Genomic DNA, 19,301 nt, shown 5'->3' with positions numbered 1-19,301 from the left:
AACGTGGACCGCAATCGCGAATTCGCCGGCAAGACTGTCCTCATCACCGGGGCAGGCAAGGGTATAGGCTACGCAACCGCGATCCTCATGGCGGAGCGCGGAGCACATGTGGTTGCGTTGAGCCGGTCGCAGTCGGATCTCGACGCGCTGAGCAACACGATCCCGTGCAAGACGATCGCCGTCGATCTCGCCGATGCTGCCGCCGCGCTCGCAGCGGCGCAGCGAGCCAGTGAAGCGCATCCCGTCGATCTGCTGGTGAACTGCGCGGGCATTGCGGAGCTGGCGCCGTTTCTCGAAACCTCAGTCGATGCCTTCGATATCACCATGGCGGTCAACGTGCGCGCCGCGATGATCGTCGCGCAGGAATATGCGCGCGGGGTGATCGCACGAGGCACGGGCGGCGCGATCGTCAATGTGTCGAGCATGGCCGCGCAGGTCGGCACGCCGTTGCACGCGGCGTATTGCGCGTCGAAGGCCGCGCTCGACGCGCTGAGCCGCGTGATGGCGGTCGAGCTTGGCGTACATGGTATTCGCGTCAACACGGTCAACCCGGTCATCACGCTCACGCCGATGGCCGAGAAGGTCTGGAGCGAGCCCGCGAAATCCGCGCCCATGCTTGCCCGCATTCCCTTGCAACGATTCGTGCAGCCCGTTGAAGTGGCACGCACGATCGCCTACCTGCTCAGCCGCGACTCGAGCATGGTCAACGGCGTAAGCCTCGCTGTAGACGGCGGTTTTCAGGCCGGCTGATTTAACTACTCTTACTCATAGCAGAGGGCTTCAATCATGGAAGCACTGGTTCTCGAAGAAGCGCGCCGCATCAGCTTGCGCCCGTTCACGTTGCCGCAAGTGGTGGGCGCGCGCGACGTACGCATTCGCATCAACACGGTCGGCATTTGCGGCAGCGATATCCATTACTACCAGCACGGCCGGATCGGTCCGTTCGTCGTGAATGAGCCAATGGTCCTGGGTCACGAAGCGGCGGGAACCGTGATCCAGATCGGCGATGAAGTGAAGCACCTGAAGGTCGGCGATCGCGTCTGCATGGAGCCAGGCGTCCCCGACATGGAGTCACGCGCATCGCGTGAAGGCATGTACAACCTCGACCCGAGTGTGCGCTTCTGGGCTACTCCGCCGGTGCATGGTTGCCTGACGCCGTTCGTCGTGCACCCGGCGGCGTTCACGTTCAAGCTGCCCGACAACGTGAGTTTTGCGGAAGGCGCGATTGTCGAACCGTTGGCTATCGGCATGCAGGCGGCAACGAAAGCGGCGATAAAACCGGGGGATGTAGCCGTTATTCTGGGCGCCGGCACGATCGGCATGATGTGCGCGCTGGCCGCGCTCGCCGGGGGATGCAGCCGCGCGATCGTGTGCGATCTCGTACCGGAGAAGCTGGCGTTGATCGGTGGCGTGCAGGGCGTGACGGCGGTGAACATTCGTGATCAGCGCGTACAGGACGTGGTGTCGGAACTCACCGGTGGCTGGGGCGCGAATGTCGTGTTCGAAGCAAGCGGCAATGAAAAAGCCTTCATCGGGATTGTCGATTTGCTGTGTCCCGGCGGTTGCATCGTGCTCGTGGGGATGCCGCAACAACCCGTGCCTATCGATATTGTCGCGGTCCAGATCAAGGAAGTGCGGATCGAGTCGGTGTTCCGCTACGCCAACATGTTCCCGCGTGCGATCCAGCTGATCGCATCGGGCCGGCTCGACGTCAAGCCGTTCATCTCGCGTTCGTTTGCGTTCGCGGACGGCATCAAGGCGTTCGAGGAAGCCGCCAGCGGCAACCCCACCGACGTGAAGGTTCAGATCGTCATGGAATAGCAGGGGCGTTTTAACCTGATCCCATGAATTCAGGTCCATTGTTCAAGCAATGGACCTTCGCGTCCTTCAACAGGATCGCAGCGTGGAAACGGCAACGCTTCCATGGCAGCGATTTCTTTTTCCGATAACGCCTCGCGCCGGATGTCCCATTGCTGGCCTTCGGGATAAGCCCCGACCACCTGGAAACGTCCCTCCGTCGCCTGCAGGCAGTGGCCGGTTCCTGCAGGAAGCAGCACGACATCGCCGGGTTCCAGCGAGATCACGAGACCTCCGGGTCCACCAACGATCACCTCCGCTTTCCCCGATATCACCCCGAGCACTTCATGCGCCGTGGAGTGGAAGTGATGGTAATCGAAGATGCTGTCGAGCCACTGCGGCGGCCATTGGTTGAGGGTGAATAACGCTTCGAATGCCTGGCCGAGATCCTTGCGGGAGGGACCCAGCGCCCGCCGATAAATTATCACCGGCAAGCGCCGATTGTTCGGGACCCATGCGTGCGGGGTCAGCCTGAGGATTTCGTAGTTGAGGTCTGATGCGTGGTGTGCGGACTGAAGATTGTGCTTCATGGAAGCTCCTTGATCGGAATGAAAGACGAAGGTCCTTATTCACGTCAGCTTTTTACGTGCCCGTGCTCCGGCGCCCGCCAGATAAAGCTTTCCCCAATCGCGTTGAAAAAACTTCTGTCTCATCGGCCGTCAAGGCAGGCCGCGCATATCTTCCATATTCAATACCATTACCTGTCATATTGCTTTCATTGATGAAGCTTACACTTTGCCTTCATCGCGCACCCCTGAACTCATGACCTAAACGCTCAGGCGTTTCAATGACAGGGTGCGCTGGCCCCCACCCAAACAGAAAACCGGACCAGACGACATGCAAGAGCAGCCCGACGTATCGCGCCGCAAAGCCCTCAAACTGCTCGTGGGCGCACCCATGCTGCCCTTGGGCGCGTTCTCCGTTTCCACGCTGTTGTCCGGCTGCGGCGGCGACAGCGCAACCGCACCGGCCACGTCGGCATCGTTCAAGTCCGCTTCATTCGCTTCAATGGCCGCTCCGTCTCTCGCGGACCCGGCTGCCATGGCGACCACCACAGTCGGCTCGACGCTCACGGTCAGCTACAGCGACGGCACGACGCAAGCCTACAAGCTCGCCTACCAGCCGTTCTTCGTCACCGGCGACAGAGTGCCGAACGGCAGCGGCGGCACGACGCTCGCCGGCGGTTATTACGACATCAACAACCAGCCGATCATCGATCAATCGGTGGCGGGCAAAGAGCGCCAATTCTTCTCGGATTGCCCGGACGGCACGTCGATGCTCTCACTCGATAAACCCACGGTTGCCGGCATCAAGGGAAAGGCCGTGTTCGCAGTCGTGCAGTTCGAATACGCGACGCGCGACCAGAACCTGGTGTCGACGTATGGACAGTTGCCTTCGCCTATCGCCGTGCTTACGCTCGACCAGGGCCAGACGACCGGCAAGCTCACGCTCGTGAAGTATCACAACGTGGATACGTCGAAGGCGAACGGATTGTGGATCACGTGCGGCGCGAGCTTGTCGCCGTGGAACACGCATCTGTCGAGCGAAGAGTACGAGCCGGACGCAACGGTCATTGCAACCAACAGCCAGTTCAAGGCGTTCAGCACGAATCTTTATGGCGACGCGAGCCGTGCGAACCCCTACAACTATGGTCACCTTCCCGAAGTCACGGTGAACCCGGACGGCACGGGCACGATCAAGAAACACTACAACCTCGGACGCATCTCGCACGAACTGGTGCAGGTGATGCCGGACAAGCGCACCGTCATGATGGGCGACGACGCGACCAACGGCGGCCTCTTCATGTTCATCGCGGATCGGGCTGAGGACCTGTCTTCGGGCACGCTGTACGTGGCGAAGTGGGCACAGACATCATCGGCGGGCGCGGGCTCGGCCAACCTCACATGGATCAGGATTGGCAGCGCGGCCAGTGCCGAGATCGAAGCGATGGCAGCGAAGCTGAAAGCGTCGGACATCATGGACGTGAGCACCAAGGACCCTCTCGACGCGAGCTTCACGAAGATCAATTTCAACGGCACGTTCAACTGGATCCGCATCAAGCCGGGCATGGAGAAGGCGGCGGCGTTCCTGGAGACGCATCGTTACGCGGCGTATATCGGCGGGAGCATGGGCTTTACGAAGCTCGAAGGCACGACGATCAATGCGAAGGACAAGATCGTGTACACCGCGATGTCACGCGTCGAGAAATCGATGGTCAAGGGCAACGCGGCATCGACCGATGTAGCCGTCGATAAAACCATCAACGCAGGAGCGGTCTATGCGTTGAACCTGAGAGCGGGGCAGAGGGACACGAGCGGTACATCGATCAACAGCGAATGGGTGCCGGTCGATATGGCCGCACCGGCCGCGCTGGTGGGCGAAGACCTCTCGCCGCCCGATGCACTCGGCAATACCGCGAACGCGGCGAAGATCGCAAACCCGGACAACCTGAAGTTCTCGGAGAAGTTGCGCACGCTCTTCATCGGCGAAGATTCAGGCATGCATGTGAACAACTTCCTGTGGGCCTACAACGTGGACACGCAAACCCTGTCGCGGGTGCTGTCGTGTCCGGCCGGCGCGGAATCGACCGGGCTTCACGCGGTTGACGAGATCAACGGCTGGACCTACATCATGAGCAACTTCCAGCATGCGGGCGACTGGGAAAGCCCGGTTCACGACAAGGTGAAAGCCGCACTCGATCCGCTCGTGCGGGCCAACTACAAGGACCGCTTCGGCGCCACGGTCGGTTACCTGACCGCGGACGCCTCCAGCATCAAGGTCGTCAGAAGCTGATGGAGCGTGATCGAGCGCCTCAGCTGCCCTTGTGATAACCGTCGTTCAGCGTATGCAGGAACGCGATGATGTCCTTCATCTCCTGATCCGTCATCGCGGGCTTGTCGCCGAACTTGCGGTCGAACGGTGCATCGGTCACGTCGATGTTCGCGTGTAACTGCGCCGGCAGGTCATCGTACTTGTTGACCTTGCCGTCGGCGCCCTTCGGATAAAACTTCTCCGGCGCCGTGTTGCGGTCGTTGTAGAAGGACATGACGTCGTCGAGCGAATGATAGACGCCGTTATGGAAGAACACTTGCCGGGTCGCCGAGTTGCGCAGCGTAGGCGTGAGGAACATGCCGCAATACTGCGTCTGGTCCTTGATGTCGTCACGGAACGGGCCGCATACGCCCATATCGAAGAACTTCGGATCGTGGTTGACGGCAAGCGTGGTGTTACGCGGTACGCCGAGCGCTTCGTACTGGTAGTCGGTGAACATCGGCGGCACGCCGTCCGATGTGGGCTTGGACAAATGGCAGCCGGCGCAGTTGGCCTTGTCGGGATCGTTGAAGAGGCGCAAGCCGTGCAGCTCCGCTTGCGTCAGGCGCGCCTTGCCCTCGAGCCAGTAGTCGTACTTGCTCGAGTACGGATGGAACGACTGCTCTTCGACCTGATAGCGCGCAATCGCGAACATCGCCTCGGAGACGGTCAGCTGCGTGCTCTGGAAAATCTGCGGGCCGAACAGCTTCGTGAAGTCATCCTTGTAAGCCGTGCGCTGCAATTTCGCGGCGACATCGGCCTCGCTGGTGTTCGCCATTTCCACGGGGTTGAGCATCGGGCCGGACGCTTGAGCTTGCAGCGTGTCGGCGCGGCCGTCCCAGAAGAAACCGCCTTGCGGCACCATGGCCGGCGCAGCGGGCGCTACGCCCGCGTTCTTCTGCGCCTTGGCGGTTCCTGCGGCTTGCGAGGCGAGGGCAGCGAAATCGGGCGGCGCTTCGGCTTCGCCGGCATCGGGTCCAATGCTGAAGTTGGGCTGCAAATACAGGTACATCAGGGAAGGCGGCGGACGGTAGCCTTCCAGATTCATATGCGGTCCGCCCAGTTGCACGGAAAGCTTGTTCGGCGGCCCATAGGCATGGTCCGGGCTGTGGCACGACGCGCACGACTGTTTCCCGGATCCGGACAGCGACTCGTCGAAGAAAATCTTCTGGCCGAGTTGCGCGACCGCGCTCAACGGCGCGACCGGCGGACGCGAGAGTACAACGGGATTCGGATTGGCACCCGTCAGGTCTTCCACGATGGCGCCCACGCGGGCCGGCACTTGCGAAGGGAACGCGACGGCCCATGCGCTGAATGCGCCGGCCCCGAGCACCACGGCGGCGAGGCATCCGAGCAGGATGTGTTTCGGGCGAAGAAAGTTTGGCTTCTCGCCGGCGGCAGGCGTTACCGGAGGTATGACGGTGTGCGACATGTTAACCAGGAAGCAGAGGCAGTATGGAAAACGCCGCCGGCCAATTTCTCGGCGGCGACGCGGCAAGAGCACTACCGCCCGCGTCAGTGATCCGACGCGGGCGTGCAGGCAACAATCAGATGGTGGGAACCGATGCGACCGGCGTACCCAGGTTCGGATCGACGAACAGCGTCGGGTTGTTACCCGCACCGCTGAAGTTGAACAATCCGTTGATGCTGCCGGCAGTTGCGTCAAACGAACCGCCACCGAGACGCGTGCCGTTGAGCCAGTTGTCTTCGATGAAGCGAGTCACCGAAGCCTGGCTGATCTGCGTGTGGTCCACGTAGTTCACCTTGGCCCACGGCGAGATCACGACGAACGGAATACGCGTGCCCGGACCGCAGCGGCCATTCACCGGCGCGCCCTTCACACCCAGCGGAGCCGTAGCGGTGCCGCACGTGCCGGCGCCATTCACCTGGTCGGCAATCGCGTCGAACGACGACGAGGTCGGCACTGCATACGCATGGTCGTACCAGCCGTCCGAGTCATCCCACGCCACGATCACAGCGGTGGTCGCCCAGTCCGGCTGCTGCTGCAGGAAGTTGACGATCTTGGCCGTGAAAGCTTGCTCGTCGAGCGGATCCGAATACCCTGCGTGGCCATCCTGGAACGCCGGCGCCTTGATGAAGCTGACCGACGGATAGTTGCCGGCCTTGACGGTGGCGAAGAAGTCGTCGGTGTCGTACTGGTGATTCGCCGGTTCCGGCGTCTTGCCGTCCGCTTCGAGCGACAAGCCGATCACTGCCGTCGAGCTCGGGCGTGCATGCGTCGGGTTAGCCGTCGATGCGAAGTACTGGAACCAGTTGTGGTGCGGGACATAGTCGGCGGTTGTCTGACCCACCACCGGCGACAGCGTGCTGCGCTTGCAAGCCGTCGTGCCGTTGCTGTTCACGGTCAACAGGTTGAAGCCGCCCATGAAACCGCCCCACGAGATGTTCTGCGCGTTCAGCAAGTCGCCGATGTTCTTCGCGTTCAGCAGCGCGGTGTCGGTCGTGCTCGAGCAAACATCGTTGGCCGGATCAACGTCGTTGATCAGCGTGAAGCCGCCCTGGCCGTCATTCACGTAGTACGAACCCGTGGCCGTCGCGCTCACCGGGCCCGTGCTGAACTTGACCGGTTGCAGGCCGTTGGTCTGGCCCGACACGACTTCGAGTGCGCCCGGCGTGGACGGACCGTAGGTGGACGTGTACGCGTTGTCGCTCATCGCGAACTTCTGCGCGTAGTTCCAGAGGGCGCCGACCGTGTTGCCGTCGTAGTAGCCCATGACCTGGCCGGCGGTGCCGAATGCGCCTGCGCCGCCTGCCGTGCCCTTACCCGTGTACTTCGGGAAGAGGTCGGCTGCGCCGTTATCGTAGGCGTGTTGTTCGGCCGTGTACGCGTGGTTCTGGTCGGCGGTCGCGGCTTGCGTCCGGTCCAGGCGGAACGGGTTGGCTGCGCCCGTGCCGTTGGCCGTGTTCGTGAAGTTCGGGTTGGCCGTCAGCAACGTGCCGCTCAGGCCATTGACTGCCGGCGTGCCCGCTGCCGGCGTGAATGCCGGTTCGCCTGCCGGGTTCGCCGCGTTCGGATAGGTAGCGAAGTAGTGGTCGAACGAGACGTTCTCGTTATAGATCACGACTACGTGCTTGATAGGGGTAGCCGTCACCAACCGGTTCTGGATGGATTGCGACGAACTAGGATTGCTGTTGTTGCCACCGCCGCAGGCATATAAGCCGATAGCCATTGCTGCAGTGGGTACGCCAACCATTAAGGCTCGACGAAACATGTGTGAAGCTCCCGATGTCGTTGTTTCAGTGCTTGTGTGGCCGCGTGGCCTTTGGGGGGACGGGTGCGGACTAGGATGCGGACTTTAAAAGACCTTTCTTTCGATCCGAGCGCATTGGAACACTTACGTATGAACCCTAAAAGACGGTCTGCTTTCGCTGGGGTTACGTGCAAATAACAATCAGAAAGAGTCGGTAAGGTTGAAGCTCGAGATACGGTATGGGCTGACGCTTCGATGCCGGTGACGCGAGCGCTGGACCGTGTGTCGGGTGGTAAGTTTTTTTTCGCGCATGAAGAAAGAAGGGTGGTGCGCTTCATCCGGCATGAGCCACCAAGCTTTCAAGCTTTCACGAGCACGTCACAGAGCCCTTCGATAATCGCGGCTGTAAACGTTTTCAGCGAATTCCTGCCCAAGCTCTTGCCACAGCCCATGCACTCCACCATCAAGGACGTAGCCGCGCATTCAGGCGTGTCTATCGCCACCGTCTCGCGTGCGCTTAACGCACCGCAATTGCTGAACGCGGAGACGCTCGCCAAGGTGCGCGAGTCGATCGAAGCACTCGACTTCATGCCCAGTGCACGAGGCCGCCAGCTTCGCAGCGTACGCACGCGGCTGGTCGGCGTGGTCGTGCCCACGCTCGCCAATCCTGTCTTCGCCGAGTCGCTGCAAGGCATTGATGAAGCGGCATCCGCCAGTGACTACCGGCTGATGCTGATGACCACCGCGTATGACAGCGCGCGTGAGCGGCGCGCGATCGAGACCTTGCGCGAGCAACGCGTGGATGGCCTGATTGCGACGGTGGCCGATGCTGAATCCAACCCTTTGCTGGACGATCTCGATCGCATCGGCTTGCCTTATGTGCTGGCCCATAACGACACGGCGTATCGCGCGGCGGTATCGGTGGATAACCGGCGGGCGGCGCGTGACGGCGTGTGTGCGTTGTTGCAGCGCGGGCATCGGCGGATCCTGATGCTGGCGGGTTCGTTCGCGGAATCGGACCGTGCGCGCTTGCGGTATCGCGGTTACGAAGACGCGATGCTCGACGCGGGCCTTACGCCCCATCCGCCGATCGAACTCGATTTCAACGCGGACGAATTGCCGCCTTCACTGCTCGCCCATCTCTCCGATCCTGCTCGTCGGCCCACTGCGCTTTTCTGCAGCAACGACCGCCTGGCGATCATCGTGATGCGCGGCTTGCGGCATGCGGGTTTGTCCGTGCCGCACGATATCTCGGTGCTCGGTTTCGATGGCATTCCGCTTGGCGAATGGTTATCGACAGCGCTGTCCAGCGTCGCTACGCCGAACCGCGAGATTGGCCGGTGCGCATGGCTTCATCTTGCGGCCCGGCTGGGTCTGCCCGGAGATACAACCAGTGGCCCCATTCCGTTCAAGTTGCCTCATAGCGTAAGAACCGGCGCGACCATCGCGCCATTGATCGATCCTGCGGCCAGAACGGCCTCCCTCGTATCGGAGAATCCTGCATGAAAATTCGTCATGTCCTTGCCACGCTGCTAGCAGCGACGGCCACCTTTTGCGCGGCCGGTGCAGCGTATGCTGACAGCACCGCGATCTGCTACAACTGCCCGCCGGAATGGGCGGACTGGGCGAGCCAGATCGCTGCCATCCAGAAGCAGACCGGCATCCGCGTGCCGTTCGATAACAAGAACTCCGGCCAGGCTATCGCGCAGATGATGGCCGAGCAGAAGAGCCCGATTGCCGACGTGGTGTATCTCGGCGTTTCATCGGCGTTCCAGGCGAAGGACAAGGATCTCGTGCAGCCATACAAGCCTGCGCACTGGAACGATATCCCTGCCGGCATGAAGGATCCCAACGGCTACTGGTTCGCGATTCACTCCGGCACGCTGGGCTTTTTCGTCAACAAGGACGCACTCGACGGCAAGCCGGTACCGCGTTCGTGGGCGGACTTGCTGAAGCCGGAATACAAGGGCATGGTCGGTTATCTTGATCCGTCGTCGGCGTTCGTGGGATACGCGGGCGCGGTGGCGGTGAACCAGGCGCTGGGCGGCACGCTCGATAACTTCAAACCCGGTCTCGACTGGTTCGCCAAGATGAAGGCCAACGCGCCGATCGTGCCGAAGCAGACCGCGTATGCACGCGTGATGTCGGGCGAGATCCCGATCCTGCTCGACTATGACTTCGACGCATATCGTGCGAAATACAAGGATCACGCGAACGTGGAGTTCGTGATTCCGAAGGAAGGCACGATCGTGGTCCCGTATGTAATGAGCCTCGTGAAGGGCGCGCCGCATCAGGCGAACGGCGAGAAGGTGCTGGATTTCGTGCTGTCGGATGAAGGCCAGCGCCTGTGGGCGAACGCGTATCTGCGGCCGGTGCGTGGCGCAGCGTTGCCGCCTGACATCGCCGCCAAGTTCCTGCCGGCGTCGGAGTATGCGCGTGCCAAGGACGTCGACTTCGCGGAGATGGCCAAGAAGCAAAGCGCGTTCGGCGAAGAATATTTGCGCGTCATGCACTGATCTTTCATCGATGCAAGATTCCACCTTCTCCAACCGCGCACGGGTCTTCCTGCTGGCGCCCGCGCTGGCCGTGTTCTGTGCGTTCTGGCTGCTGCCGCTGGTCGCGTTGCTGCAGGCCAGCGCGGTGCCGGACGCGTTCACTGCGTATCGCGAGGTCCTGACCAACGCACGTTATCTGCATAGCTTGCTTGCGACGATTGCGTTGTCGCTGGCAGTGACGGCGGCGACGCTGGTGTTATCGACTATCGCGGGGTTATTTCTTGCTCGTCGCGAGCTGCCGGCCAAGCGCTTGCTGGTCGCATTGTTGACGTTTCCGCTCGCGTTTCCCGGCGTGGTGGTGGGGTTCATGGTGATCATGCTGGCCGGGCGCCAAGGGTTGATCGGCGCCATTTCCACGCGGCTCACGGGCGACCGCTGGGTGTTCGCGTATTCACTCAGCGGCTTGTTTTTAGGCTACCTTTATTTTTCGATTCCGCGCGTGATCGTCACCGTCATGGCGGCTGCAACGAAGCTGGATGCATCGCTGGAAGAAGCGGCGCGCTCGCTCGGGGCATCGCCGTGGCGGATCTTTATCGATGTGGTCATGCCTGCCTTGATGCCCGCATTGATCGCAGCGGGAGCCGTGTGTTTTGCTACCGCGATGGGCGCATTCGGCACCGCATTCACGCTCGCCACCGACCTCGACGTATTGCCGATGACCATCTATACCGAGTTCACGCTGAACGCGAATCTTGCGACGGCAGCAGCGTTGTCGATCGTGCTCGGCCTGGTGACGTGGGCCGTGCTGGCGGTTGCTCGCAGCCTCACCGGCGCGACTGTCGCCGCTACCGCATGAGGACGCCGATGCCTGAGTTCCTGAGACCGCGTCGCCTGCTTGTTGCCGGGCAATTGCTCCTGACGCTGGCGCTGGTTGCGTTCATGGTCGTGCCCGTGGTGATGTCGGTGATGGCCGGATTGACCGTCAACTATTTTCGCGGTGTGTCGAGTGGGTTGACGCTGAAATGGCTTGAGCAAGTGTGGGAGATGTATCAGGGTTCGGTCTGGTTATCGATAGAGATCGCGCTTGCAACGCTCGTCATCACGCTCGCGATTGGTGTGCCTGCAGCGTATGCACTCGCGCGCAGCAATACACGCTGGGCGCGGTTCGTGGAAGAGCTTCTGGTGCTTCCTATCGCGTTGCCGGGGCTTGCCACGGCGTTGGCTTTGTTGTCGGTGTACGGCGGCTGGAGCGCGTTTCGATCGAGCATGTGGTTCATCGTCGCCGGGCATGTGGTCTTCACCTTGCCGTTCATGGTGCGCTCGGTTGCCGCCGTCTGCGCGGGTACTGATCTTCGGACGATGGAGGAAGGCGCGGCGAGCCTGGGCGCGTCGTTCACGCAGCGCTTCCTGACGATCGTGCTGCCGAATGCGCGTCCCGGCATTGTTGCCGGCGCGCTCGCGGTGCTGACTTTATCGATAGGCGAATTCAACCTGACATGGATGCTGCATACGCCCGACACCAAGACGCTGCCGGTCGGACTCGCCGATGCGTACGCGTCCATGCGTCTTGAAGTCGGCAGCGCCTACACTATTCTGTTCCTGCTGATGACCTTGCCGTTGCTGATTGCGATGCAATGGCTGGGCGTCGATCCGGCCGGCGCGCAGAGCGCTCGCGCCGCGGCGAAACGCAAGCGCGCATTGTCGCGCGGCGGCTTGCCGGAGCAGTCACTTACTCAATCGTCCCAACCTGTAGAGACTGCACGATGAGACTCGAAGCCGTTCCCGTCACCCTCAGCCGTTGTGCGAAGACATTTCGCGGGCAGCGTGTGCTCGAACCCGTCGATCTCAGCATCGAACCCGGCGAGACGCTGGTCCTGCTCGGACCGTCCGGCTGCGGCAAGACCACGACGCTGCGGTTGATCGCCGGCCTGGAGAAGCCCGATGTCGGCGGTCGTGTGAGCTTCGGCGCCGACGATGTCACGGCATTGCCCATCGAGCGTCGTCAGGTCGGCATGGTGTTCCAGAACTACGCGCTGTTTCCCAACCTGACCGTGCGCGGTAACGTGGGGTATGGCTTGCGGATCCAGAAGGTGGAGGCATCGGCGGCGCGTCGACGCGTGGATGAATTGCTCGAGATGACCGAGTTGACCGCCCACGCGGACAAGCCGATTACCGAGTTGTCCGGCGGTCAGCGCCAGCGTGTTGCGTTGGCCCGTGCGCTCGCACCGAGGCCGCGTGTATTGTTGCTCGATGAACCGCTGACCGCACTCGATGCCCGCCTGCGCGAGACCCTGCGTGCCGAGATGAATGCGTTGCTGCGCGAGCTTCGCGTGACCAGCATCTATGTCACGCATGACCAGTCCGAAGCGATGGCTTTGGCGGACCGCATTGTGGTGATGAGCGCGGGGCGCATCGAGCAGTGCGGTACGCCGCGTGAAATTTACTATCAGCCGGCCAGCCGCGCGGTGGCGCAATTCATCGGCACATTGAATCGGGTGGCGGGCGAGTGCCGCGATGACGCATTCGTCACGCTTGGCGGTACGATTAGCGTGACGGGACTGGTTGCACAACTGCGTGCGCGGGATGGTGCGCGGTCGGAAATTTTCTTCCGGCCAGAAGATGCGGTGCTCGTCGATCCGCAATCTGCGCAACTGCGCGGCGCGGTAGAGTCGGCGCTGTTTTTGGGTGAACGTACCCGCTTGAAAATCAGGGGCGCGGCGCCGGATGCGTTGATCGTCGATGTGCCCGGCCGCGTTGAACTGGCTGAGGGAACGGCCGTGGGGATATCGGTGCGCGACGAGGGCTGGGTCGCATTGCACTGATCCTTCACGTTCTCTCGTTCGCTTGAAGCCAAACCAAGGAGATGCCATGCTGCTCGCTCAAATCACCGATTTGCATATCAAGCTTCCCGGCGTGCTCGCCTATAAGAAAGTCGATACCGCAGCCTGTCTGCGTGCTTGTGTTGAACGGTTGAACGCGCTGAGTCCGCGTCCTGATGCCGTGCTGGTGACCGGCGATCTGGTGGATTTTGGAACCGTCGATGAATACCGGCATCTGGCAGCGTGTTTAAAACCGCTGCAAATGCCGGTGTATCTGATGGTCGGAAACCACGACGATCGCGCGGCGTTGCGCGAAGTTTTCGATGCCGGTTATCTGCACGAAAGTGGTACGGGTAGCGAATTTGTGCAATACGCGTTCGATGTGCAGGATATGCGGATCATCGCGCTGGATTCGCAGAAGCCGCAGGAAAGCCCGGGCACGTTATGCGATACGCGTCTTGCGTGGCTTGAACATCAGTTGGAGGCCGCTGACGGTCGTCCGGTGATTGTCGCGCTGCATCATCCGCCGTTTGCTACGGGCATCGGGCATATGGACGACATGGCGCTCGACGCGCAGGCCGCGTCGAAGCTTGAGGCGCTGATTTCGCGATATCCGAATGTGGAGCGTGTTTTATGTGGGCATGTGCATCGGCCGGTGTTTAAGCGGTTTGCGGGCACCATCGCTTCTATCGCACCGTCGACCGCGCATCAGGTGGTGCTTGATTTGCATGTCGACGCACCGTCGGCGTTCGTGCTCGAGCCTGGGGCGTTTGCGCTGCATTATTGGACGCAGGGCGTGGGGCTTGTGTCGCATCACGAATACGTGGAGACGTTCGACGGCCCGTATCCATTTTTCGATGATGATGGGGCGTTGGTGGATTAAGGGCTTAGCCGGTTACTTCCCCGGCGCCAGCGACCCCACCCTCACCGTCAACCCACCCCCATCCTCGCGATTGCGCATCTCGATCGTAGCGCCATGCCGCCCCGCAATGCTCGATGCAATCGCGAGTCCGAGCCCGCTCCCCGACCCCTGCGCACCCGTGCCACGATAAAACCGGTCGAACACCCGGTCCAGTTCATCGGGCGCAATGCCCGTGCCTGTATCCACGACTTCAACACCCATACCCTGCGCATCGCGCGTAAGAATCACATCGACCTTGCCGCCTTCTGGCGTGTGGCGAATCGCGTTATCGATAAGATTGTTCAGCAGGATACCCAACGAATGCTCATCGCCCAGCACGACATAGTCGTCCGATGCATTGCGCGTGCGCTCCTCCAGTCCCAGATCGATGCGCTTGGCCTCCGCCAGCAATGAGAGATCACTGACCGACCTCTCCGCGAGCCGGCGCAGACTCATGGGCGCCATCGACGCGGCTCGATTCGCATCCTCACGCGCCATCGCCAATAACTGATGTGCAAGGTGAATGATGCGGTTAAGCCGTCCCTCAAGACGCTCGAGGGTCTGGCCGTCTCCTTGCAACGTGCCGTCACGCCGGGCCGCCTGAAGCTGCAACTTCAGCGCGGTCAGGGGCGTGCGCAATTCGTGCGCCGCATCGGCAACAAAAACTCGCTGCGCTTGCGACGCATCGTTCAACCGCCGCAGCAAGTCATTGAGCGCATCAACCAAAGGACGGATCTCGACCGGCACGCGAGCGCCAGCCTGCAACGGCTCAAGCGAGTCGAGCGAGCGCCGCGATAACGCCCGCGACAATCCACCGATCGGCGCAAGCCCCCGGGCCACGACCAACAACACTAGTGCAATCGTCACCGGCACCACCAGCGCCAGCGGCCACAATGTGCGCCAGGCTAGCCGCAGCGCAAGATCCTCGCGAACCGAGAACGGTTGCGCCACCTGAATGTAGCGGTCCGGTTGCTGCAGGCCAAACACGCGCCACCGGTACTCATCGCGTTCAATCGACCGGAATCCTTCAGCGATGCGCGGCAACGCCGGCTCCTTGAGCGAGTGGTAAACGAGCTTGCCTTGTTTGTCCCAGATATCGATTGCAATCCGGTCGTCGGCTATGCCGCTCAAGTCGTGGTTGGCCCGCTCGGCAGCATCGGCAGTAGCAATATTTGCCGGCAACGACAGCGCGACGGTGCGCAACTCGTAGTCGAACAACTCGCCAGCTTCACGGCGCGCGGTTTGGAAGATGCCATAGGCCGCCGCCAGCGACGTCGCGGCCAGTCCGAAGATCAGCCAGCCGAGCAACCAGCGGCGGATAGATGTCATTCGATTCCCTTGAGCCGGTAGCCTACGCCCCGGACCGTCAATATCTGCTCTGCGCCAATCTTGCGCCTGAGACTGTGGACATGCACCTCAATGGTATTGCTGCCCACTTCCTCTCCCCATCCATACAGCTTCTCCTCGAGTTCCGCACGCCTGAAAACACGTGTGGGCTCCTCGATCAGCACCTGAAGCAACGCGAACTCGCGCGGCACCAGCGGCAACGGCACCCCCGCCTTGCTCGCTTCGTGCGACGCGGGATCGAGGGCAAGTTCGCCATGCGTATAGACAGGCTGCTTTTGTCCGGTACGACGGCGCAGCGCCGCGCGCACGCGTGCGGCCAGCTCGTCGAGATCGAAGGGCTTCATGAGGTAGTCGTCGGCGCCTGCATCCAGCCCGCGGACGCGATCGTCCACGGCATCGCGCGCGGTCAGGATGATGACTGACGCCGCGCCGCCGGCCTTGCGGTATGCATTCAACACCTGGATGCCATCGCGTTTCGGCAAGCCGAGGTCGAGCAGCACGAGGTCGTACACCCCATTGCCAAGCGACAGCTCGGCGGCGCGTCCGTCCGCCGCCCAGTCGATTGCGTAACCCAGCCGGCGCATGGAGTCGAGCACGGTCTCGGCAATCATCTCGTCGTCTTCCACCAGTAATAGCCGCATCGCGAAGTCTCCCCGGTCCTGCCACCAAATATCGAGCATGGATTGTCTGCGGCAGCTGCTTAAGCGTTCCTTAAGCACGGGCTTCCTAGAATCAATCGCTCGTTCCATGAATCTTCCAGATTTGCAGTAATCCTTACCATGTCTTTATCCAGGGCCGGCCCTTCGCCGTGACAAGCCCAGCCAGTGCAGGGAAGTCCTTAAGCATCGCTTAAGCTCATGCATGCGACACTGCCTGTAACTGTGTGTAATAATCCACCCTCGTTCTGGTTATATCGCTGAAACAATCCGCATTAATGAATATTCAAAACGCCCGCCGCTGGGCGCCGCGAGGCAAGCGAGTGTGGGTAATGAGCGCGCTCGCACTTTGTGTCGCGAGCGGGGTCAGGCTCGCCTTGCACCCAGTCCTCGGTCCCGTCATGCCAGGTGTCGCCTTTTGTATAGCGGCGGCAATGGTCGAATACTTTTTCGGGCTCATCCCCTCGCTGACGGTCATGCTGCTGGGCCTGGGCATTGCGGATTACCTGTTCGTTCCACCTTACGCCCAGATTGCGGTCGTCGATCGCGCTGACGTCATGCTCGCGATTTCGTATCCGCTTGTCACGCTGTCCACTATCACACTTATCGAACGGCTGCGGCGCTCGCAATTCAGTACAGAACTGATCGCGGCCGTGGCGCTCTCGCGCTACGAAATGCTGCTGCGCGCCGATAATGAGCGTGCGCTGTCGCGCCGGGCGGTGGACGAAACGCATCGGCTGGTGCGGCATCTTCCGCATTACCACGACGCCATCATCCTGCTGCAGGCCGTCGATCGCAACGCGGCGCCAGGCGCCAAGGAAATGGCGCCGGGGCGGCTTTTTGCCAATGCGCATCCCGATGATATCGAAAGGCTGCACCGCGGTTTGCAACCGGGGCGGCATCGCGTGCGCATCAGCTCGGGCGATGGCGTGCACAAACTCGTGGAATGCATCTGCGAGCGCTTTACCACCCACGCCGGTGAGTTTCTGATCTTGCGCAGGGTCGATTAGCGTGAGCAAGAAAGCCTCCGCGTTGACCGCGTCGACCTTCTACTCCGGCAGCGACCATGCGGTCCTGATGCTGCACGGCCTGTCCAGCTCACCGCTCGAAATGCGCCATCTCGCGCGCTACCTGAATAGCGAAGGGCTCACGACCTGTGCGCCCAACCTCCACGGTTACAGCGCAGGCACGCCGGAACTGCGCATGGAAGCATGGGTTGCGGCCGCGGTCAGGGAATTCGATGCGCTGAGCGAGCGTTACTCGCGGGTATCCGTGTGCGGCCTTTCGATGGGCGCAGCGCTCGCACTGGCGCTCGTGCGTGAGCGGCCCAGCGCGCAGTCTATCGTGCTGCTGTCGGTCACACTCGACTACGACGGCTGGGCAATGCCGTGGTATCGCTTCCTGCTCGGCTGGGCTTATTACACGCCGATGCGCCATCGCTGGCGGTATCGGGAGGAAGCGCCGTTCGGGCTGCGCAACGAGGCGTTGCGCGCGAAGGTCGGCCGCGCGATGCAGCGTAACGACTTGAGCGAAGTCGGCCCGTCGAGCATCTCGCTTCCCGCGTTGCATGAAGCGAGCCGCCTTGCCGCGAGCGTGAAAAAAAGCCTGGCGGCGCTCAAGAACGATTGCCTGCTGATTCATGCAATCGACGACGAGACGTCCAGCCCGCGCAACGCGCAATTCGTTGCGTCGAACATTGGATCGCCGGTCCTGCGCACCATCTATCTCGACGATTCGTACCACATGATCACCTCCGACAACGAGCGGGAAATCGTTGCTCGCGAGACAGCCGTGTTCCTCAAGGAAAGCGAGGCCGCCAGCAGTGCCGAAGGCGGCGCGAAGCCGGTGGTATCGAAGGCGCTTGCGCGGCGCCTCAGGCAGATGGCCTCCATCAGCAAATAAAGCCCGGGTGACAGCCTGGCGGCGGCCCGCAGCGGCGCCGAAGCTTTCAAAACAATTTTTGGTAACTGAACGCTCCGCGCGCGGATAAGCGTCGCTTAAGCATGTGCCGTGCACTCTGTGCGCACTGTGGATCCGGCCGAATGTGCGGCGGGCGGATTTCGCCGGAATACCGCAGCAACGCATTCCGCGTTGCCGTAGACATGAGCCCGGCATCGGATGGACGCGGGGCCTTGTTCAGGATTGAAAGTAATTCCGCTTGTTGCGAGACCGGAGAAACCGTCATGCAAACCACGCTGTCGATCGCATTGCGCGCCCATGCGGTGCTCTTGTCGGCATCGGTGGCGGTGCTGACGGCGATGTGTCTATGCATCGTCTTGTTGCTGCACCTGCCGCTGGACCATCCGGGCACGTTCGAACTCAGGGCGACAGTGTTCGTCATCGCGGCGCTCGGCGCACTTTATGTGCGGCATAAGGCAAGCTGCGCGTTCAACGCAGCTTTGCAGGCGCGGCAGATCGGTTTGAGCGACGTCAACGCGAACGGCATTTCAATCAGCGACGACTGCCCGCACGCGTGGCTGGTTCAGCTATACGCAGAGCTCCATCCGGCGGCGGCGCGTCGGCAGATCGCGTCAAGGTAAAGGACACGATGCTTTAGCGACGTGCGTTGCCCGAAGACGGTGGACTGACAGCATTACAAACCCCTGTCGCCAATCGGCCATCTTGTTCCATTCAAGTCAGGCGCGGCGGGTATACACCAAGACGTTCCAGCCTGCGCTCAAAAGTAGTGGCACACGTAGTCGACGGTTTCAATCACTTCGATCTCAAAGCTGGTGTTGCCCGGCACGGTGATGGACTCGCCGGCGCCATATTCACGCCACGCTTCTTCTCCTGGATTACGCACGCGGCATCGTCCGGCATTGACGTCGATCTGCTCCGGCGCTTGCGTCGAGAACGTCAGCAGCGCCGGGAAAATAACGCCTAGCGTCTTGCGCGTGCCATCGGCAAGCAGGATGGTATGCGAGACACATTTGCCATCGAAGTAAATGTTGGCGTGCTTGATGATCGAGACGTTGTCGAATTGTGCAGTCGTTGTCATGCGTGGAAATTCCTATGGTCCGGGTTGTCGGCCGACGGCATGGGGCTCAGGCCGTGGGCACGGTGATCTGTCGTAGTCGTATCGCGAGGCGATCCTGGAAGCGTGGTTTGGCGCCCCGCGAAACATAATCATTATTCTTCAGCTTGGCAATGCTTCGGTGTATGCGCGATGCGCCCGGCGGCCAAGCGTGGAACCCTAGTGTCCT

Annotated in this window: 18 protein-coding genes; 12 read left to right on the top strand and 6 right to left on the bottom strand. The window is 61.5% G+C overall.

The window, feature by feature from the left end; translation table 11 throughout:
• Window positions 1-3 precede the first annotated feature (3 nt).
• A complete protein-coding gene (locus tag ACSOSP_RS23500; RefSeq protein ID WP_455313307.1) occupies window positions 4-750 on the top strand; it encodes an SDR family oxidoreductase in 747 nt (248 codons plus the stop codon).
• A gap of 36 nt (window positions 751-786) precedes the next feature.
• Window positions 787-1,821: an NAD(P)-dependent alcohol dehydrogenase gene (locus ACSOSP_RS23495; protein ID WP_455313306.1), complete on the top strand. Its 1,035-nt coding sequence runs from the start codon at window positions 787-789 to the stop codon at window positions 1,819-1,821.
• 29 nt (window positions 1,822-1,850) lie between these two features.
• On the opposite strand, the gene ACSOSP_RS23490 is transcribed toward ACSOSP_RS23495, so the two are convergent.
• A complete protein-coding gene (locus tag ACSOSP_RS23490; RefSeq protein ID WP_455313305.1) occupies window positions 1,851-2,387 on the bottom strand; it encodes a cupin domain-containing protein in 537 nt (178 codons plus the stop codon).
• A gap of 307 nt (window positions 2,388-2,694) precedes the next feature.
• Between ACSOSP_RS23490 and ACSOSP_RS23485 the strand changes: the two genes are divergently transcribed.
• Window positions 2,695-4,650, top strand: a complete 1,956-nt coding sequence (locus tag ACSOSP_RS23485) for a PhoX family protein (protein ID WP_455313304.1) — start codon at window positions 2,695-2,697, stop codon at window positions 4,648-4,650.
• Window positions 4,651-4,669: 19 nt separating this feature from the next.
• Here the strand turns inward: ACSOSP_RS23485 and ACSOSP_RS23480 are convergent, their stop codons facing one another.
• Window positions 4,670-6,100: a cytochrome-c peroxidase gene (locus ACSOSP_RS23480; RefSeq protein ID WP_455313303.1), complete on the bottom strand. Its 1,431-nt coding sequence runs from the start codon at window positions 6,098-6,100 to the stop codon at window positions 4,670-4,672.
• 115 nt (window positions 6,101-6,215) lie between these two features.
• On the bottom strand, window positions 6,216-7,901 hold the full coding sequence (locus ACSOSP_RS23475) for a phospholipase C (RefSeq protein WP_455313302.1): 1,686 nt from the start codon (window positions 7,899-7,901) through the stop codon (window positions 6,216-6,218).
• A 429-nt stretch (window positions 7,902-8,330) separates the two neighbouring features.
• Between ACSOSP_RS23475 and ACSOSP_RS23470 the strand changes: the two genes are divergently transcribed.
• The 6 genes from ACSOSP_RS23470 to ACSOSP_RS23445 are packed head-to-tail and all read left to right on the top strand — an operon-like array spanning window position 8,331 to window position 14,077.
• Window positions 8,331-9,386 (top strand): substrate-binding domain-containing protein, encoded by a 1,056-nt coding sequence (locus ACSOSP_RS23470; RefSeq protein WP_455313301.1) that lies wholly within the window; start codon window positions 8,331-8,333, stop codon window positions 9,384-9,386.
• Window positions 9,383-10,396, top strand: a complete 1,014-nt coding sequence (locus ACSOSP_RS23465) for an ABC transporter substrate-binding protein (RefSeq protein ID WP_455313300.1) — start codon at window positions 9,383-9,385, stop codon at window positions 10,394-10,396. Before ACSOSP_RS23470 ends, ACSOSP_RS23465 begins: the two co-directional genes overlap by 4 nt.
• A 10-nt stretch (window positions 10,397-10,406) precedes the next feature.
• On the top strand, window positions 10,407-11,231 hold the full coding sequence (locus ACSOSP_RS23460) for an ABC transporter permease (RefSeq protein WP_455313299.1): 825 nt from the start codon (window positions 10,407-10,409) through the stop codon (window positions 11,229-11,231).
• An 8-nt stretch (window positions 11,232-11,239) separates the two neighbouring features.
• Complete coding sequence (locus ACSOSP_RS23455; RefSeq protein WP_455313298.1) at window positions 11,240-12,142, top strand: ABC transporter permease; 903 nt, start codon at window positions 11,240-11,242, stop codon at window positions 12,140-12,142.
• Window positions 12,139-13,197 (top strand): ABC transporter ATP-binding protein, encoded by a 1,059-nt coding sequence (locus tag ACSOSP_RS23450; protein ID WP_455313297.1) that lies wholly within the window; start codon window positions 12,139-12,141, stop codon window positions 13,195-13,197. The genes ACSOSP_RS23455 and ACSOSP_RS23450 overlap by 4 nt, the downstream gene beginning before the upstream one ends.
• Before the next feature lie 46 nt (window positions 13,198-13,243).
• Window positions 13,244-14,077, top strand: coding sequence for a phosphodiesterase (locus ACSOSP_RS23445; protein WP_455313296.1), 834 nt, complete (start codon window positions 13,244-13,246; stop codon window positions 14,075-14,077).
• A gap of 12 nt (window positions 14,078-14,089) precedes the next feature.
• Here ACSOSP_RS23445 and ACSOSP_RS23440 read toward each other — a convergent pair whose 3' ends face one another.
• Window positions 14,090-15,424, bottom strand: a complete 1,335-nt coding sequence (locus ACSOSP_RS23440) for an ATP-binding protein (protein ID WP_455313295.1) — start codon at window positions 15,422-15,424, stop codon at window positions 14,090-14,092.
• Entirely contained in the window at window positions 15,421-16,083 is a 663-nt protein-coding gene (locus ACSOSP_RS23435; protein ID WP_455313649.1) for a response regulator, read from the bottom strand. The genes ACSOSP_RS23440 and ACSOSP_RS23435 overlap by 4 nt, the downstream gene beginning before the upstream one ends.
• Before the next feature lie 293 nt (window positions 16,084-16,376).
• Here ACSOSP_RS23435 and ACSOSP_RS23430 point away from each other — a divergent pair, with 293 nt between their 5' ends.
• The 3 genes from ACSOSP_RS23430 to ACSOSP_RS23420 all read left to right on the top strand — a co-directional run bounded on the left by ACSOSP_RS23430 (window position 16,377) and on the right by ACSOSP_RS23420 (window position 18,638).
• Entirely contained in the window at window positions 16,377-17,108 is a 732-nt protein-coding gene (locus ACSOSP_RS23430; protein ID WP_455313294.1) for a DUF4118 domain-containing protein, read from the top strand.
• Between the two features lie 67 nt (window positions 17,109-17,175).
• Window positions 17,176-18,000 carry an alpha/beta hydrolase gene (locus ACSOSP_RS23425; protein ID WP_455313648.1) on the top strand — a complete coding sequence of 275 codons (825 nt, stop codon included), beginning with the start codon at window positions 17,176-17,178 and terminating at the stop codon, window positions 17,998-18,000.
• A 281-nt stretch (window positions 18,001-18,281) separates the two neighbouring features.
• Window positions 18,282-18,638, top strand: coding sequence for a hypothetical protein (locus tag ACSOSP_RS23420; protein WP_455313293.1), 357 nt, complete (start codon window positions 18,282-18,284; stop codon window positions 18,636-18,638).
• Window positions 18,639-18,775: 137 nt separating this feature from the next.
• Here ACSOSP_RS23420 and ppnP read toward each other — a convergent pair whose 3' ends face one another.
• Window positions 18,776-19,096, bottom strand: coding sequence for a pyrimidine/purine nucleoside phosphorylase (ppnP, locus tag ACSOSP_RS23415; RefSeq protein ID WP_031359973.1), 321 nt, complete (start codon window positions 19,094-19,096; stop codon window positions 18,776-18,778).
• Window positions 19,097-19,301: the final 205 nt, after the last annotated feature.

The organism is Caballeronia sp. KNU42, assembly GCF_053760385.1.
The sequence above is the reverse complement of the archived record's forward strand: the minus strand, read 5'-3'. Positions and strand labels throughout refer to the sequence as shown.

Coding starts and splice junctions, on each gene's coding strand:
- ACSOSP_RS23425 (WP_455313648.1), top strand. CDS start 17,176: ATGCTGCACGGCCTGTCCAGCTCACCGCTCGAAATGCGCCATCTCGCG.
- ACSOSP_RS23420 (WP_455313293.1), top strand. CDS start 18,282: ATGCAAACCACGCTGTCGATCGCATTGCGCGCCCATGCGGTGCTCTTG.
- ACSOSP_RS23430 (WP_455313294.1), top strand. CDS start 16,377: ATGAATATTCAAAACGCCCGCCGCTGGGCGCCGCGAGGCAAGCGAGTG.
- ppnP (WP_031359973.1), bottom strand. CDS start 19,096: ATGACAACGACTGCACAATTCGACAACGTCTCGATCATCAAGCACGCC.
- ACSOSP_RS23490 (WP_455313305.1), bottom strand. CDS start 2,387: ATGAAGCACAATCTTCAGTCCGCACACCACGCATCAGACCTCAACTAC.
- ACSOSP_RS23440 (WP_455313295.1), bottom strand. CDS start 15,424: ATGACATCTATCCGCCGCTGGTTGCTCGGCTGGCTGATCTTCGGACTG.
- ACSOSP_RS23450 (WP_455313297.1), top strand. CDS start 12,139: ATGAGACTCGAAGCCGTTCCCGTCACCCTCAGCCGTTGTGCGAAGACA.
- ACSOSP_RS23465 (WP_455313300.1), top strand. CDS start 9,383: ATGAAAATTCGTCATGTCCTTGCCACGCTGCTAGCAGCGACGGCCACC.
- ACSOSP_RS23435 (WP_455313649.1), bottom strand. CDS start 16,083: ATGCGGCTATTACTGGTGGAAGACGACGAGATGATTGCCGAGACCGTG.
- ACSOSP_RS23470 (WP_455313301.1), top strand. CDS start 8,331: ATGCACTCCACCATCAAGGACGTAGCCGCGCATTCAGGCGTGTCTATC.
- ACSOSP_RS23485 (WP_455313304.1), top strand. CDS start 2,695: ATGCAAGAGCAGCCCGACGTATCGCGCCGCAAAGCCCTCAAACTGCTC.
- ACSOSP_RS23475 (WP_455313302.1), bottom strand. CDS start 7,901: ATGTTTCGTCGAGCCTTAATGGTTGGCGTACCCACTGCAGCAATGGCT.
- ACSOSP_RS23480 (WP_455313303.1), bottom strand. CDS start 6,100: ATGTCGCACACCGTCATACCTCCGGTAACGCCTGCCGCCGGCGAGAAG.
- ACSOSP_RS23495 (WP_455313306.1), top strand. CDS start 787: ATGGAAGCACTGGTTCTCGAAGAAGCGCGCCGCATCAGCTTGCGCCCG.
- ACSOSP_RS23455 (WP_455313298.1), top strand. CDS start 11,240: ATGCCTGAGTTCCTGAGACCGCGTCGCCTGCTTGTTGCCGGGCAATTG.
- ACSOSP_RS23445 (WP_455313296.1), top strand. CDS start 13,244: ATGCTGCTCGCTCAAATCACCGATTTGCATATCAAGCTTCCCGGCGTG.
- ACSOSP_RS23460 (WP_455313299.1), top strand. CDS start 10,407: ATGCAAGATTCCACCTTCTCCAACCGCGCACGGGTCTTCCTGCTGGCG.